The sequence below is a fragment of the Gilliamella sp. B2824 genome, from assembly GCF_026536245.1.
GTDB lineage: Bacteria > Pseudomonadota > Gammaproteobacteria > Enterobacterales > Orbaceae > Gilliamella.
Genome location: NZ_JAFNON010000013.1, coordinates 1 through 15,592, shown reverse-complemented (window position 1 = coordinate 15,592; position 15,592 = coordinate 1). Strand labels below are relative to the sequence as shown.

Below are 15,592 nucleotides of genomic sequence, written 5' to 3'. Positions count from 1 at the left end.
ACAACTTTAAAGAATAAAAAATCTGCGAATAAGTATGCGATATTTCTTAGTTAAATTCAACTTTTGTTATGCAGGATTATCAATATCAATAAAAATAACCTCAAGGCTATATTCCTTAGCTAACCATTCGCCAAGCTTTTTAATACCATAACGTTCCGTTGCGTGGTGACCTGCTGCATAAAAATTTATACCATATTCACGTGCAATGTGGATAGTGCGTTCAGAAACCTCGCCGGTAAAAAATGCATCATAACCTTGCTGAGCCGCTGCTTCGATAAAATCTTGCCCGCCACCGCTACACCAAGCGACGCGTTTTATCACTTTAGGCGCATTATCTCCACAAAATAAAATAGAACGCTGACTGTTATGCAAGACTTTTTCCAATTTATGCTTAAATTCAAAAGCGGTTAACGGTTCGGTTAGTGTTCCTTTAAAAAGTAAATCGGTGATATCAGTGCGCGGTTCAACCGAAATATTAAGCATGTTAGCTAATAAGATATTATTTCCAAGTGTGGGGTGGCCATCTAGCGGTAAGTGATAACCATACAGATTAATATCATGCGATAATAATGTCTTAAGCCTCTTATACTTAATGCCAGTAATTGTTTGTGGCTCACTTTTCCAAAAATAGCCATGATGAACTAACACCGCATCGGCTTGCAATTCAACAGCTTTATCTAACAAGTCTTGACAAGCTGTGACACCTGTCACAATTTTTTTTATCTCACTTCGCCCTTGCACTTGCAATCCATTAGGGGCATAGTCACGATAGCGCAAAACTTGCAGTTCTGTATTAATGATTTGTTGCAGTTCGTAATTATGCACAATGCTCCTCGCTACTTTTACTCAATCATAGAGTTGTTCTAAAACAACATTAACAAAAAGCTGAAAATTAGCAGATAAATGTTAAGCCCTTTTGTTTAGCGCCAATTATAGACACTTTCTTGAAATATCTCACCTGATATTATGACTAATTGTTTTTTACCATCCTAGTTGACCAAGGCTTTCATTATTCAATTAGTATCTATCATATTCATTTTAATGTTTATTCAGTTAAATAAAATAGATTAAAAATGTTGTTAGGTTTCAATTATAAGTAGTAGGAAAATGATAAGTGAAGCTTAAAAAAGCTATCTAAGTTAACTATCGTGCCAACGAGGCTTTCCACTTTTATAAAAAGCATTAACTCGTCTTTATCAAACCGCTTCTGAAATAGTATTGCAATAGGTTAACGCACTTTATGAAGATTAACAATTTGCTAAAGCAAACACTCGATTGATTAGAAAGAGAAGGATCGGGATTATTCTTCTAATGAAGGTCATTGACTTTACACAAAAATTTTGATTTTGTTGGATGGTAAAGAGCAAACTAACCAAGAGTTTGGTACACTAATTAGTGACTTTGCAAGCTTAGAAGAAACTTCTTATTTTTTATGTACATCAATCATTTGCAATCAAATTAGTCAAGCTTAAGATGTATTACAAACTGTTGTAACAACGTTTAAAACATCTGCCTAAACATTATAAACGTCTTAATTCACAATGGATTAGAAAGATTGAACTATTAAAACAACAATTATCCCATTTAGATTGATTCATAAGATTTAAACGATGATTAAATTATCGCTTAAATGCTAAGATGACTTAGGTAAAACTAGGCGAAAACAACAAAAACTGGCATAATAACCTTCATTTTTGACAAACTAAGATAAACAATTGTGCCAAACACAAAATTATGTGAACGCTTTCGGGGTTTTTACCCAGTCGTGATTGATATAGAAACTTCAGGATTTGATCCTAAACTCAATGCCATTTTAGAAATTGCCGCCATTACCCTTAAAATGAATGATGACGGTTGGCTTGAGCCTGATGAAACGTTACAATTTAACGTTAATCCTTTTGAAAATTCTATTTTAGAACCGAGTGCTTTAGCTTTTAATGGCATTGATCCTGATAATCCATTAAGGGCAGCTGTTGACGAAAAACTAGCACTGGAATCCATATTCAAAATGGTGCGTACTGGCATTAAAGCCGCTGATTGTACCCGTGCAGTCATTGTTGCCCACAATGCACACTTCGATCATAGTTTTTTAATGGCAGCGGCAGAACGTGCCGGAATTAAACGTAATCCTTTTCATCCCTTTGCGACATTTGATACGGCATCACTATGTGGTTTAGTATTTGGACAAACCGTATTAGCAAAAGCGTGTGAAGCTGCAAATATTGCCTTTGATCATAAACAAGCTCATTCGGCACTTTATGATACCGAAAAAACCGCTATTTTATTTTGTGAAATTGTCAATCGATTTAAACGATTAGGCGGCTGGCCACTGCCACAAACTAATGAACAACCTGATCAATCAGCATAAAAAAAGAGAGATATAATATCTCTCTTTTCTTTTTAAATATGCACTTACAATTTAATTAAGATTTATGTTTTTCAGCAGTCTCTTTAATTAAGGTTTGTAATTCACCAGCTTGAAACATTTCTAACATAATATCACAACCACCAACTAACTCACCTTCAACCCAAAGTTGTGGAAAAGTCGGCCAATTAGCAAATTTTGGTAGTTCGGCACGAATATCAGGATTTTGTAAAATATCAACATAAGCAAACGGTTCACCGCATTGTGATAAAACTTGCACTGCTTGGGCTGAAAAACCACAACTTGGCAACTTAGGCGACCCTTTCATGTACAAAATAATGGGGTTATCAGCAATCTGTTTTTTAATTTTTTCAAGTGTTGTCATTTCAGTTGTCATACTAGTTAATCCTTCTTTTATTTCTAGCAAATTGTGACTATTCTAACGTAGAATTATGACTTGTCATACTGCTATATTAATTTAGTTTTATTATAACGACAATTTATGAACATCTTGCCATTAGTTGACAAATAAACATCGATAAAAAATTAAGATTAAATGAACAAGGGGTTAATTAACGATATTATAAATTTTGATTTATCGACGATCCTCTATTCATTTTTTGTAAAGATTAAAACTTAACAGTTAAACTTAGCTGACTAAATGTAAATTCTTGATAAGTCATTTTGGCGATCTCTTTTCCTTGCCATCACAATATAGTATGCTTATTGCTATTAAAACGACTTTAATAATATAAATATATCGTGCATCCTTTAATCCTGACTTTACGTAAAGTTTTTTACAGCAGTAATCTCCTTTTTAGCGTTCGTATGCTAATTAGTCTTACCGGTTCTACCCTAGTGCCATGGTATTTTGGTCATGTCAATTTAGTCATCCCGTTAACTTTAGGCGTTGTGGCTGCTGGACTGACCGAGATTGACACCCGTTTACTTAGCCGTTGTATTAATATAGTTTTAACGCTATTTTGTTTTGCTATAGCAACTTTTTCGGTTGAATTGCTATTTGACTTTCCTTTGATTTTTATCGTGGGATTAGTTTTTTCAACCTTTGCATTTATTATGCTTGGCTCACTAGGACAACGCTACGGCGTCATTGCGTTTGGATCATTACTGATTGCTGCATACACAATGCTCGGGCATAATTTATATGCTGACAATTATACTTTACCTTGCTTTTTATTATTAGGCGCACTTTGGTACAACATTGTGTCGTCAATTGAATCTATCATTCAACCTATCCGCACAACCCAACAAAGTTTATCAAACTGTTTTATTAGATTAGCCCAGTATCTTGATGCTAAAGCGGCAATGTTTGATCCTGACGAGACCGATGGATTTACTAAACAAACCTTACAATTAACCGAAAGTAATACTCAATTAATCAATGCATTTAATCAAACTAAACGCTCTTTGTTCAATCGATTAAAAGGCTATCGCGGACAATCTTATGTCAAAAAAATGCTAAGTTATTATTTTGTGGCGCAAGATATTCATGAACGAGCCAGTTCAGCGCATGGACAATATCAAGCGTTAAGTGATAATTTTAAACACAGTGATATTTTGTTTCGATTTGCGCGAATTTTAAATTTACAAGCAAAAGCCTGTGCCAAACTTGCAATTTCGATCAAACTGAATCAAACCTATCATCATGATCCTTTATTTGCGCGCTATTTTTCTTATCTTGAAGAAGCGATATCTCAATATCAAAGTCACAATAAAAATTCGTCACTTTTAATAAAATCATTACAAAATTTATATCAAAACCTATTATCTATTGATCTGTTACTTGCCAACATTGATACAGAGCAGCATCTTGCTAAACAGCAAGAAGAGAATCAATTGGTTGATGATGAGTTAACGAGTTTTTACGATATTTTCGCCAAAATAAAACAAAATTTGACTATCAAATCTGCCCTATTTCGCCATGCTATCAGAATGAGTATTGTGCTCTTTGTTGGTTATGGTGTCATTTATTGCACCGATCTTTCACATGGTTATTGGATCATCCTGACCAGTCTTTTTGTTTGCCAACCCAACTATGCCACAACAAAACATCGACTAAAATTGCGAGTATTTGGCACAATATTAGGGATCATCATTGGCATACCTTTAACCTATCTATTCCCGACTATTGAAGAACAACTTATCTTAATCATTATTACTGGTTGGTTGTTTTTCTTATTTAAAAATTCACAATATGCTTATGCGACAGCGTTTATTACTTTACTGGTCTTTTTCAGTTTTAGCTTAATTGGAGAAAGTAGTATTGAGGTCGCATTGTCCAGAATTATTGCAACCTTAATCGGCTGTTTTATTGCCTGGTTTGCGGTAAGTTTTATTTGGCCCGATTGGAAATTTAGAAATCTTCCGAAATTAGTTGATCGGGTTTGTCACGATGACAGCCACTACTTAGCATTGATTGGTCGTCAGTATCTGTCAGGTAAAACAAATGATCCTCAATATCGATTAGCAAGACGATCCGCCCACGATAGTAATGCAGATTTATCATCATTAATTAGCTTAATGACTAAAGAGCCGCATATGAATCCAGCCTTAATTGATAAAGGTTTTCGATTATTAACTTTAAACCATACGCTAATCAGTTATTTATCAACATTAGGGGCACATCGTGATAAATCTATTTCTAATCAGACATTAGAGTTGTTTGATGATTTGTCGGTTTATATCATTAATTTATTGACTGATAAACAGTTAAATAGCGAATATCAACCGATTAAACAATCGGTCGCAAATTATATCGAGTCGATTTCGATCCAAGATGAACAAGCCAATAATGATTTACTCGTTATGCAACAATTAGCACTAATACTCGATATACTGCCGGAATTAATCAGTCTTGTTAGCGAATTAGACAATAAAACGACTTAGTCAAAGCGTACTAAATAAAGTGATTTGCTAACATGAAAATATTTATGAGTAAAGATGTTATACACCCAAAATATAGAAAGAACTGTATTTTTGCATATTCTCATCAATCCAAATGATTAGGTCACTAATCATTTGTGAAAAACTCAATTTATATTTCAGAAAATTTTTTGACATCTCTTTTTGCCAAGTTTTATCAAAAATGAATGCAAAATCAAACAGATCATCTCGCAGTTCAGTAAAATTTTGCGCTTTTATCACTTTCTGTTTCAGTGTGAATAATTGAGGTTTTATCAGTAACCATTGTTGTTGAGTAACCTGAGTTGCTCCCCAATGTCCAAAATTCTGATAATTAGGAACATTATAATAGATAATACTTTCAATAAAGCTAAATGCGCTTTCTGCCAGATATTTGGACGTTGCATTCCAATGAGTATTTTTGAAAGGAGGGGGCGCAAATTCAAAATTTAGCCCTTCCATCTCTGATTCTAACGATCGTAATTTAAAATTTATCATATCTCAAAACAAAGCTATAACGTTATTTATCGACGAATTACACCATTTTTGACTGAGCTAAAACCGGCGAAAGTAGATAGAATTGATCACAAATTAAAAGAGTAACCATCCCCCTCAAGAAATTATTTCGCTCAGAGATAGCAGATATTTTGACTATCCTTTAGGCTTATCGAATTCAAACTTAGATAACTTTGCTGCTAGTTTCAAAAAAAATTGGATAATCATGATGATGTCACTTATTACGTGAATGTAATTAAATCAAGACTAAAAATCACTTAAGTTAAAGCCATATTTAACCTATTGAACCATCAATAGATTAAATACAGCGTTATTGATATCACTTAAAAGTCAGGCACGGTAGCCGTTTTACTTAGACCATAACTATTAAAAACTCCCTCTACCGCAGTTGAGCTTTTTTCTTGTTTTATCCATAAAATAAAGCGTTGCTCAGTGCTTTGACTATAAAAATGTAAATGCGGATAAGTAAGATTAACACTTCCCCATTTTTCTATCATTTTTTGTTGTACATCGCTAGACCATTTACCCTGAGCAGTTAAGCGTTTTTCGGCACGTCTTAATGCACTTTGTCCTTTAGGGTTAACCCGAATTAAACGTAAATAGCCCTTAACTTCAGCTGGTATGGCTGTGATTGGCAGAATCAAAACATAGTCAGCAATGGCAGCCTGTTGTTGTAACGTACTTTTAAATTCCTGTAACTGGGTTTCAGTACCAAAAATGCGAATAATTCCACCTAGTGTTCGGCGCACATTATAACAGGGAAAACTGATACCAATATTACCTTGAAAATTAACCAAGACTTGATGCAGTTTTTGCATCACTTGATTAATCACCTGCACTTCAGTTATCTCAATTTGTGGTATGGCGCGCAGTTCAAAATAGTGTGTATGCATATCGCTTACTCCTTACCACTCGCCCCAAAGACACCACCACGAATTAATACGGCAATCACATAATGTTGTTGTTCCAAACTTGGCTTTTCCCCTTTCAAAACCCAGTTATCAAACAAGTTATAAAAGTCCAATTTTTGTTTAGGTTGACGGAAAGCATGTCCCATAGTGGTTACCGAACCATAAGGTTCAATCGCAATTGGAAATTCCGCTTTTTCATCATACCAAGTATCGATAGTACGAATTGCATTACTGACTTTTTGAGAATGCATCGCTGCTTGACCATTTTTGTCATAAAGCACTTTGCTTTTTTCTTTACCAGTATCTAAAATTAATTCTTGCGATGGGTAAACTTCTTGTCCTAAGCCCATTTTTAGTGTTGCGGTAACATCAAAGATCACAAATTTTTTATTGGCTAATCCTGCTTCAATAAGATCGGTCAATGCTTGAACAGATTTATCATCATAATCAAAACTGTTAAGCTGATAATTTTTGGCATCAACGTTAGCAACGTCAATTATCTTAGTTTCATCTTTATCATTGTGCGCTTGGTAACTCACAATAATATTAATTTGCTCGGCTGCCATACGGTTACGCCATAACCAACGACCATTTAAAATATTAATGGCATATCGTTTTGCTAACGCTTTTAAGCCAACATCTTTAATATATTCTTGAGTTGTCGTTGTTAACTGTTCTTGATATTCAACATCATTACATACTGATGGTTTACCGGTAAAAGGTAACACTTTACAGCTCCATGTTACCACTAAAGTATCTTTATCGGCATCTAAGGCCGCAACATCAACGGTTTGTAAATTGGCTTTTTGAATTTCGGCATCTAATTTAACGGGATCGCTAGCAATAGCATTTTTAAGGCGATTAGAGATAGTTCCGCGTACTGATTTTTCAGTTAATCGAACCGGAGATAATATTTCAGGATTCGCAGTACTTGGCTGTGAAAAAACAGCATCAGAAATATCAAAACTGCGTTCAAAAGCTAAAACAGATGCGGTAGTGATTTTACTTTTACTCATAATAAATTCCTTATTGTATAACGCTAAAATTATTTAATTATTTTGTTGATTAATGATGTAAATCTCTGCACCATTTGATTGCAATGTACTGCATTGATAACGCCAAAACGCTTGTGATAAGTTTTCCTTTAAGCGCAATGGAAATACCCATTTACCCAATCCATAAATACATTCAACAAATTGTGATTGATATTCATTACTTCGAGCTTCTTGCAACTTACCAGCAGCAAATAACGGTGATATTGCTTGATACCCTAATGGTATCGGGACTAACCAACCTCGTCCCTGTTTGACTGATGTGGTCTGCCAGTGTTCTTTCTCTTGAGGATGATGATGCAACATCGCTGTTTCGATTAAAGCATCAAGTGCAGTAGCATTGGGATCTTGTTGTTGTAACTCAGCTGTGATCTCTTGCAGATCTTGCTGTGCTTCAACTAATACAAAAGCAGGTAATAACAAATTTGCTAATGTTTCGTCTGATGCATCAGAGGGAATTAATTTTGCATCACCAATTTCTAACACATGACCACCAGCAATGCGTTGTTGATACAGTTTTTGTTTCATCTGATTAACGAATTCATTCTTTTGATCGTCATCATAAAGTGCTTCAAAATTTTCTATTTTGACTTCAATCAGCAATGAAACATCAAGATGCACTCGCCCCTCTTCGATAATTGCGCGGGTATCACCATTTTTAGCCACAGGATTACGGGTTAATCGAAAAGTATAATCACTATAATCATTAGGTCGATAAACTTGTACATCACACTCATGGCAAGCAATCAATACTCCATCTAAATAAATAGGATCAGTCGATTCAATTTTACGGTTTAATGCATGAATAGCACCAACAAAACCCGAAATAGCGGGAAATCCGTAGGTTAATGGGCTGGATATCGCATTAGCATTATGAATTTTGACATGATCAAAAAACAGATAGTAATTCAATGTTTCCATTAAAAGATTCCCTCCTTTTTACGCTGACTTGCTTTCACAGCGGCGCTTAATTCTTTACGCCACTCCCTAAATTCAGGATCACTAAATTGCTGTTGAATATTTTCAAATTTTTTTACTAGAGCATTTTGGATCCAAAAAGCAAAGTCTTTTTCTAGTTCAACTATCCATTCACCTTTATCATACTTTTGTTTAAAATCTTGCTCACCGTCTAAATTAGATCGCTTCGGATCTAACCATAATTTTTGATTAGATTTGAGCGAGTAATCACGGCTCCAGCCCGCCGGCATGGTTTTTTGAATGTGTCTGGCATATTTAAGTAATAGCGATAAAATAACGGCAAAAGCATCTTTGCGATTGTCACGCTCTTCAACATTGTTTTTGGGCGCTTGAACCATATCAAACAACAATCTAAAGCCAAAGCGACAAAAATATTGCATTGAATTTGTGAAAATGGTTTCTTGCGCCTTATTAATTGTTGGAAAAGGGGATTTTTCAAATTTAGGCGGCATTGACGGTAATAAAAAATTACGTCCACCTTGATTACTGGTTAATTGACTGACGCCTTGCGGATTGCTGCCCCCCAACTTAACCACGGCTAAATGGTGAAACGAAAAATAAGATTGATGTTCAATCCCTTTAATTCTTCTTTGTTCTCGAGCCTTTTTATTTTCGTCAGAAAATCTTGTTTGTACTTTTTGATAAACCAAGTGACATAATGATGAGGGATACAATGGAATTAACAGACGGTAATGATTATCAACCCCTGAAAGATAAGTATCTTCACTATTTGGCCAATATAACTGTTTATTAAGTTCTGATGCTTTTGGATTATCAAAATTATTAAAAATCGCTTTTTTTAAATTAGCTAAATAAACCGCTGCCTTTTGCTCATCATCCGATAACGCCGGCAAAACAGCAGGATGATTTTGTATAATTAATTGCAATAATGTGACATCATCTTTTACAAACTGATTAAGTAAAGAAAAAATATCAAGTGCCGCAGCATTTCCAGAACAATTAATACTTAAAGTTGATGGTGTCGCTGACGACACATAATTTAACGTAACAGGTTGATTTTGTGAAAAATAATTAACATCATCTGCTGGACTGGATGGATGAATACCCCTTGAAATATGACTACCAATAGTAATCCATGAAATTCTTCTGGTTGCGGCATCTTCCATCCAAGTTTCAAAATCAAATCGTTTAACTAATTCATTAATTTTTTGTTGAGATTCATTAATTGCCGATACATCATTTGCTTGCTTAGCTTTATCCAGTTTTGTTACTTCACTTTTATAATTAGCATTATTAGTAAGCCGCTGCTGAAGAAAGTCGACAATAACCTTTCTTATATCTTGCCAAGAAATATCTTCCATTGGCCCTCCTTAATTTCCTTTAAAAATAAAAAGGTCCATAAAAAATTATAGACCTTAGTAAATATAATTATGATGCTTTAAATCTTATATACGACGCTAATAAATTAAGTGCTTTATTGTTATACAGCCACTTATTCGCAGCATTAAGATATCGATATTTAGGTTGATCAAGTTCTAATTTCTTAATTAAATATTCGATTTCTTTGGTTGTCGAAATATTCAATATTTTCATTAGTTCTGTAATTGAAAAGTCTTCAGCAGATTCTTGTAAAAAAAATACAGACTCATCATTAGCAGCCGAAGTGCTAATTGCAAAATTTTGCAATTTATTTAACACTAACTTATCAGTCGAAAATTGACTTTTGATAATCTTAGTTTTATCCTTAGACATAATTTTGTCCCTCCTGTAAATTTTTTAGGATAAAATTTTAAACCTCAGATGTTGGCGCATCTGGGGTTTTTTATATTTTAATCAAAAAAACAAAAATTACAAGTTTGTCATCATTTTTTATCAAAAAAAAGAGCAATAATAATTTAGAATAGACATTCATAGGGGAAATAAATAAAGAAATAAAAACCGCCTACACGGCGGTAAACTATCTTACTTCTAATAAATTTGAACAAACAATCATATTTCTAAGCTACCTATTCGGCAGTCTATGTAAGTATAGTTTAATTATCTATTTATATCTAGCTATAACCAGTTTGTTTAGATATTTTGCGTACAACACTTATTTTTGGATATAAATTTTACTAACCACTATTTTTAATCTGATAAAACCCCAAATATGGATGAAAATGCCAGCGATATTGACTGTTTAAGGTAACGCTGCAAAATTCATTAGCTAATCGATATTGATTTTTATTGGGAAAATGGTCTGCCAACTTTTCTAACGCTTGTTGCACCGTATTAGTTAGCCAAGGTTGAATATACGGATGATCGAATGTCCAACTGTCATCATATGAAATTAGATTGTTTTGCGTATCTTTGCAAAGTTCATTGGGTGTTTGCCAAGCAATATCGGCATAACTGAACGAATAATCACCATTTTCATCAAGCTGACAAATAAATTCATCTTCTTTATGATTTTTCATTCTAAACGGTGAAATTAATTGTAAATGCGAACAATGATGATGCGCTAAATCGGGTTGCCAATAACTCGTAACATAATTACTATTTCGTGCATTAAGTGCAAATAGATGTGCCATCACTTTATGCTCCAATTGCGCAAGCGTAAGCTCATCTTGTGTTGAATTAGTTATGCGTGGTGTGGCATCGATATTTGCTAATTGTTGCTGCGGTATTAACTTATTACTTTGATGTGTCGTAAGTAAAAAAGGTTTTTGTTCAAAACCAGGCTTACAAAAACACGCTGAACCGACACCATAGTTCACACCCTGCTTAATTGATTCAATATTACTGCCTAAAATAGCAACATTCGGACTTTTAGCAACTTTATTGGGGCGATGGCGCCATACACGACCAACTAGCTGTATAATTGAACGCATTGATGACGGTTCAATAATGGCCCAATCGTAATCATGGTCTCGCCCGACTTCGGTTACTGGTGTACCTATCACAATAAAAATATGATTTTTTTGCTCACTATCTTTGATCGCATCAATAATTTCTGGTTGCTTAAAAATTGCTTTTGGATCAGTACGATTTAAAATTCTATCTAACTTTTGCTCTAATTGATTACGCAATAATAATAACTGTCTAGCATGATAATCGACAATATGAAATACTGTATTTTTAGGAATTTTAGTTTGCTGATAAATCTGTTTAGTTAAGGCAATTAAATCTTCAGTATGAGCAAAGCGTATTAAACCTACACTAATTTTTTTCTGGAAATTTATATTTGTCTGATGAAAATTTTTATGAAATTGATAAGCTTGTTTCAATAATTGACTAGCTAGTAAGTCATAATTTAATTTTTCATTTTCTGGTTTTTTATACTGGTAATCCAATAATTCTAAAATATGTCCTTGACGACGCACTTCGCCCTTAGCTAGTTCATTAATGCGCTCAGTAACAAATAGCTGATGTTGTTGGCTAAATGCCGCATTATCTGAAATTTGCGTAATTGATTGCTGATACTCATCAAACCAACCACAGACGATCGAATCATTATTACGTTGATGGTTTTGATTCCATATTTTTCGTCCCGCTTGATAAGCCGCAAATAACCCCGCAATTAAATCAGGCGTTAAAGTTGCCGATGACAACAACACTTTGCTCCCATAGAGCCCAGCTAAATGAACAAGCCGCGCCAAAGCTGGCAAGTCATTTTGGTCAAAATCATCAGGCTCATCTAAAATCAAATCTGAGGTAAGTAACCTTAAGGTCGGCGCAATATATTTGCCACCTCGTATGCATTCGCTGGCTTGAATAATATGATCAATAGTACATGTAACAATCGGCGCATAAATTAGTTGACGAGCTTTGCTATTTTCAATGATTGTGCATAATTCACTATCGGCAATACCACTTTCTGCCACATCAACATAGTCATCGACCAATGATTCTATCGATTCGCTACCCTCTTGCTCTAAATTATCTTTTGAGATATTTTGCTTTTCTATAATTGATTTTTGTAACTTTTCTTCATTCTCTAACTCAAATAACGTTTGCGTTGCTCGCCCACCAACTAAGATCGCTAAATGTTCATCGCTAAGCTGTAGTTTTTCACGCAGCGCTTTACCGGTTTGCAAGGTTAAAACCCGTAAACCTAAGGCAATAGTAAATCTAACGCCACGTTTAGGATTCGCCAGTGCATACATAATTCGACCATTGGCAAGCGTTTTACCGCAACCAGTGGATGCCATATTTACACCAAAAAAGCCTTGTTCATCGCTTAATGATTGATAATGCTTAGCGATATCATATGCATGATTTTGCCATTGAAATCGATCGATAGTCGTCCGTTTGGTAAAGGGTTTATGTTGATTAATAGCTGGCAATTCATCGACCATTTTCGGTAGTAAACGCGCAAAACGCGCAGAAAGATTGGCAACACCAATAAGGTGATCATCTAAACACTGTTTCGCCTTTTTAAGATAATTAGTGTTAGCAATCAAAATTTCATGATTTTCATCTGCTTCTTCATTCGATAAAGATAAACTTGAATAATTGTGATCTGCCACCATTAGGCTTAAACGCGACATATGCAATAAAAAGGCATCAATATTCGTTAATTGCATTAAAGGTGGATGAGTTAGCGCCTTATTAGCATAACGGCTGAGTTTTTTTAACCATGCTTGACTTAACGTTATATCGCTTTTAAGTTGCCAAAACTGATTAGGCGAAGGATGTTGGCTAAAACTATTTTTTACCCATTTTTCAACAGCGGTAAGGGTTTTATAAAAACTGGTTGTTTTTAAACCTGAAATATATAAATCTCTGGTTTGTTTCTTATTTTTATCACCATTTAATGAATCAATTAAAAATGGCATTCGATGATGCGATACAATCAACCAAGCTATCCACTGTGTTAATAAAGGCCACTGCATCAGATCGGTTTTTTCAGTTTTGTTAAGTTTTTGATACCAATTGGGGTATTGCTGCTGATATTGAGAAAAATTTGCCAAACGTTCAAAAACAGCTTGATCTGTTGTGCAGTCTTGAATCATTAATAAAAATAATTGTAACGAAATCCATTCATGACGGTATGGATCGCCAGCCACTTTCTCTGTTGCGCGTAATTTAGATTGAAAACCAATAGTCGCTTTACCAAGATCATGTAATAAACCGGCAATCGTTGTGATTAATTGAATCGTTGTTGCATAATGCCAATTACTTTCATTACCACTTTTTAATATATTGCGTTTAGTACGATTAGTTGGTACTCGACCTTGCTGATTAAATTGACTACGATCGCCAACAATCCATAGAAGATCGGTCAAATTTTTACCATGAGCCCAATAACAAGCAATGGCTGTATTTTTGCGAGCCGTTTTGCGCAACAATTTATATAGGGTTTGTAATCCATCTTCGGTCATGGCTGTTTGCCATGTCCGTTCACCACAACGCTCAGCAAACTGATCAATAATTCGTCTGGTTTCGGTTAATGCCCGTTTTTTACATTGGCTTACTAATAAAATATTCATGCTTTTTCTGCTATCTGTTTTAATGTATCAATTATTCGATCCAACGCGCCTAACTGTGCAAATTGTGAAATGCATGCTTGCCGAAACACTTTTTCACTGTCGCCTTGCTTTGCAGACAAAAAAGCTTGCGGTAAAACTATGCCATCTTTAATAATATCAGCGGCATCAAATACTAAACCACCACGCCGAGTTTTACCATGCAAAATCGCCAATCCATGCGGTAATCCTAACACCCAACAAGCGGTTGCACCAAGCCCATAAGCTAAGTAGTTACCATGATCTAAAAATTGGTTAGCCGGATCATAGCTTTTACAATGGGTACCTTGTTCACGTTTAAACTTATCATCCCTTAACGTTAATTGATTCGCCATAGCATATAATCTTTTACTTAAACGCCCTTCTGCTGCGAGCAATGCTTGACTATTATTAACATTAGCAAATTGCGTTATTGCATCATTTATAATGCTGTCTAATTGACGTTGATCTATCGTCCAATCAAACTTTGACCAACACTCGCGAATGATTTCCAGGCGACTTTGTTGCAACATTTTAGCCGCTTGCAATCTATGTTCATCGTCAAACCAAAATTGACACCAACGTTGTAGGTATTCCGTTGCACGATATTCACTTTGAGGAGAGAAAAACTGACACGCAAACTCAGCTTCGGTAGAGGAAAATAGCGGCGTTCCACCACCACCACAAAATCCAATCATCACGCCAGCACGGGAAAGCTCGCGTACAGCCGCTTGCGTTAAAGAGGTACCGGTTCCTAACAAAATACAAGTAGTATTAGCAATCGGAATATTCCAATAAAGCGATTGTTGCCCCTGATCGATAACATACTCAACGCGCCCACCATTAACCAATACACGGCAATGCTCTAGGTAATAAATGTTGGCACGTTTTGAATGTAAGATGGTTTTAAGATCGGAAGAATGAATCATATCCATATTGATGATTAATCTAATTTAATTTGAATATGAACATCAAATTACCATGATTGTGAATAAAAAACGAGGAAAAATAGTTATAAATTAAGTAATAATAACTGAAATTTCTAAACCACTTATGCAGTGTTGAACTAGTGCAGGTGGAAAGAAACGCATAGCGAGCCTTTCCGCTTGGACGGCTTTTAAAAAATTGTTTATAATTCAGCCGTCAATATCACAAAACTACCTAAGGAGTGCAGTATGAGAGACCAAAAAGAACGAGTTTACAGTATTGAAAGATTAACTAAAAATGAGTTCAGACATGCTTTAGCCGTAAATTTAATTACGCAAGAACAACATGACAATTATCTGCAGGAGCTCAATGAATTAACATCATATATTTATGAAAAGTATAAAGATGACCCAAGTTTTTATCCTGATGATTGGGATAAGATAAATTATTACTATGAAAAAATTGTAGCCTTAG

Annotated in this window: 13 protein-coding genes; 3 read left to right on the top strand and 10 right to left on the bottom strand. The window is 34.9% G+C overall.

Annotated elements, in window-relative coordinates; translation table 11 throughout:
* Positions 1–66 precede the first annotated feature (66 nt).
* Positions 67–825, bottom strand: a complete 759-nt coding sequence (locus J3U56_RS10730) for a Nif3-like dinuclear metal center hexameric protein (RefSeq protein WP_267344613.1) — start codon at positions 823–825, stop codon at positions 67–69.
* An 889-nt stretch (positions 826–1,714) separates the two neighbouring features.
* On the opposite strand from J3U56_RS10730, the gene rnt reads away from it, so the two are divergent.
* Positions 1,715–2,368, top strand: coding sequence for a ribonuclease T (gene rnt / locus J3U56_RS10725; RefSeq protein ID WP_416379553.1), 654 nt, complete (start codon positions 1,715–1,717; stop codon positions 2,366–2,368).
* 55 nt (positions 2,369–2,423) lie between these two features.
* On the opposite strand, the gene J3U56_RS10720 is transcribed toward rnt, so the two are convergent.
* Positions 2,424–2,750 carry a Grx4 family monothiol glutaredoxin gene (locus J3U56_RS10720; RefSeq protein ID WP_323849467.1) on the bottom strand — a complete coding sequence of 109 codons (327 nt, stop codon included), beginning with the start codon at positions 2,748–2,750 and terminating at the stop codon, positions 2,424–2,426.
* Between the two features lie 377 nt (positions 2,751–3,127).
* On the opposite strand from J3U56_RS10720, the gene yccS reads away from it, so the two are divergent.
* Entirely contained in the window at positions 3,128–5,272 is a 2,145-nt protein-coding gene (gene yccS / locus J3U56_RS10715) for a YccS family putative transporter (RefSeq protein WP_267367678.1), read from the top strand.
* Positions 5,273–5,329: 57 nt separating this feature from the next.
* Here yccS and J3U56_RS10710 read toward each other — a convergent pair whose 3' ends face one another.
* The 8 genes from J3U56_RS10710 to cas1f form a co-directional block, all read right to left on the bottom strand.
* Positions 5,330–5,785, bottom strand: a complete 456-nt coding sequence (locus J3U56_RS10710) for a hypothetical protein (protein WP_267344611.1) — start codon at positions 5,783–5,785, stop codon at positions 5,330–5,332.
* 341 nt (positions 5,786–6,126) lie between these two features.
* On the bottom strand, positions 6,127–6,696 hold the full coding sequence (gene cas6f, locus J3U56_RS10705; RefSeq protein ID WP_267332936.1) for a type I-F CRISPR-associated endoribonuclease Cas6/Csy4: 570 nt from the start codon (positions 6,694–6,696) through the stop codon (positions 6,127–6,129).
* 5 nt (positions 6,697–6,701) lie between these two features.
* Complete coding sequence (gene csy3, locus J3U56_RS10700; RefSeq protein WP_267367675.1) at positions 6,702–7,730, bottom strand: type I-F CRISPR-associated protein Csy3; 1,029 nt, start codon at positions 7,728–7,730, stop codon at positions 6,702–6,704.
* A 33-nt stretch (positions 7,731–7,763) separates the two neighbouring features.
* Positions 7,764–8,687, bottom strand: a complete 924-nt coding sequence (gene csy2, locus J3U56_RS10695) for a type I-F CRISPR-associated protein Csy2 (protein ID WP_267367672.1) — start codon at positions 8,685–8,687, stop codon at positions 7,764–7,766.
* Positions 8,687–10,066, bottom strand: coding sequence for a type I-F CRISPR-associated protein Csy1 (csy1, locus tag J3U56_RS10690; RefSeq protein ID WP_267367669.1), 1,380 nt, complete (start codon positions 10,064–10,066; stop codon positions 8,687–8,689). Before csy1 ends, csy2 begins: the two co-directional genes overlap by 1 nt.
* A 67-nt stretch (positions 10,067–10,133) precedes the next feature.
* On the bottom strand, positions 10,134–10,457 hold the full coding sequence (locus J3U56_RS10685) for a hypothetical protein (protein ID WP_267367667.1): 324 nt from the start codon (positions 10,455–10,457) through the stop codon (positions 10,134–10,136).
* A gap of 362 nt (positions 10,458–10,819) precedes the next feature.
* Positions 10,820–14,176: a type I-F CRISPR-associated helicase Cas3f gene (gene cas3f / locus J3U56_RS10680; protein WP_267367665.1), complete on the bottom strand. Its 3,357-nt coding sequence runs from the start codon at positions 14,174–14,176 to the stop codon at positions 10,820–10,822.
* Positions 14,173–15,126 (bottom strand): type I-F CRISPR-associated endonuclease Cas1f, encoded by a 954-nt coding sequence (cas1f, locus tag J3U56_RS10675; protein ID WP_416380353.1) that lies wholly within the window; start codon positions 15,124–15,126, stop codon positions 14,173–14,175. The genes cas3f and cas1f overlap by 4 nt, the downstream gene beginning before the upstream one ends.
* A gap of 240 nt (positions 15,127–15,366) precedes the next feature.
* On the opposite strand from cas1f, the gene J3U56_RS10670 reads away from it, so the two are divergent.
* Positions 15,367–15,592, top strand: a 226-nt coding sequence (locus tag J3U56_RS10670) for a hypothetical protein (RefSeq protein ID WP_267367660.1), incomplete at its 3' end; no start/stop codon positions are given.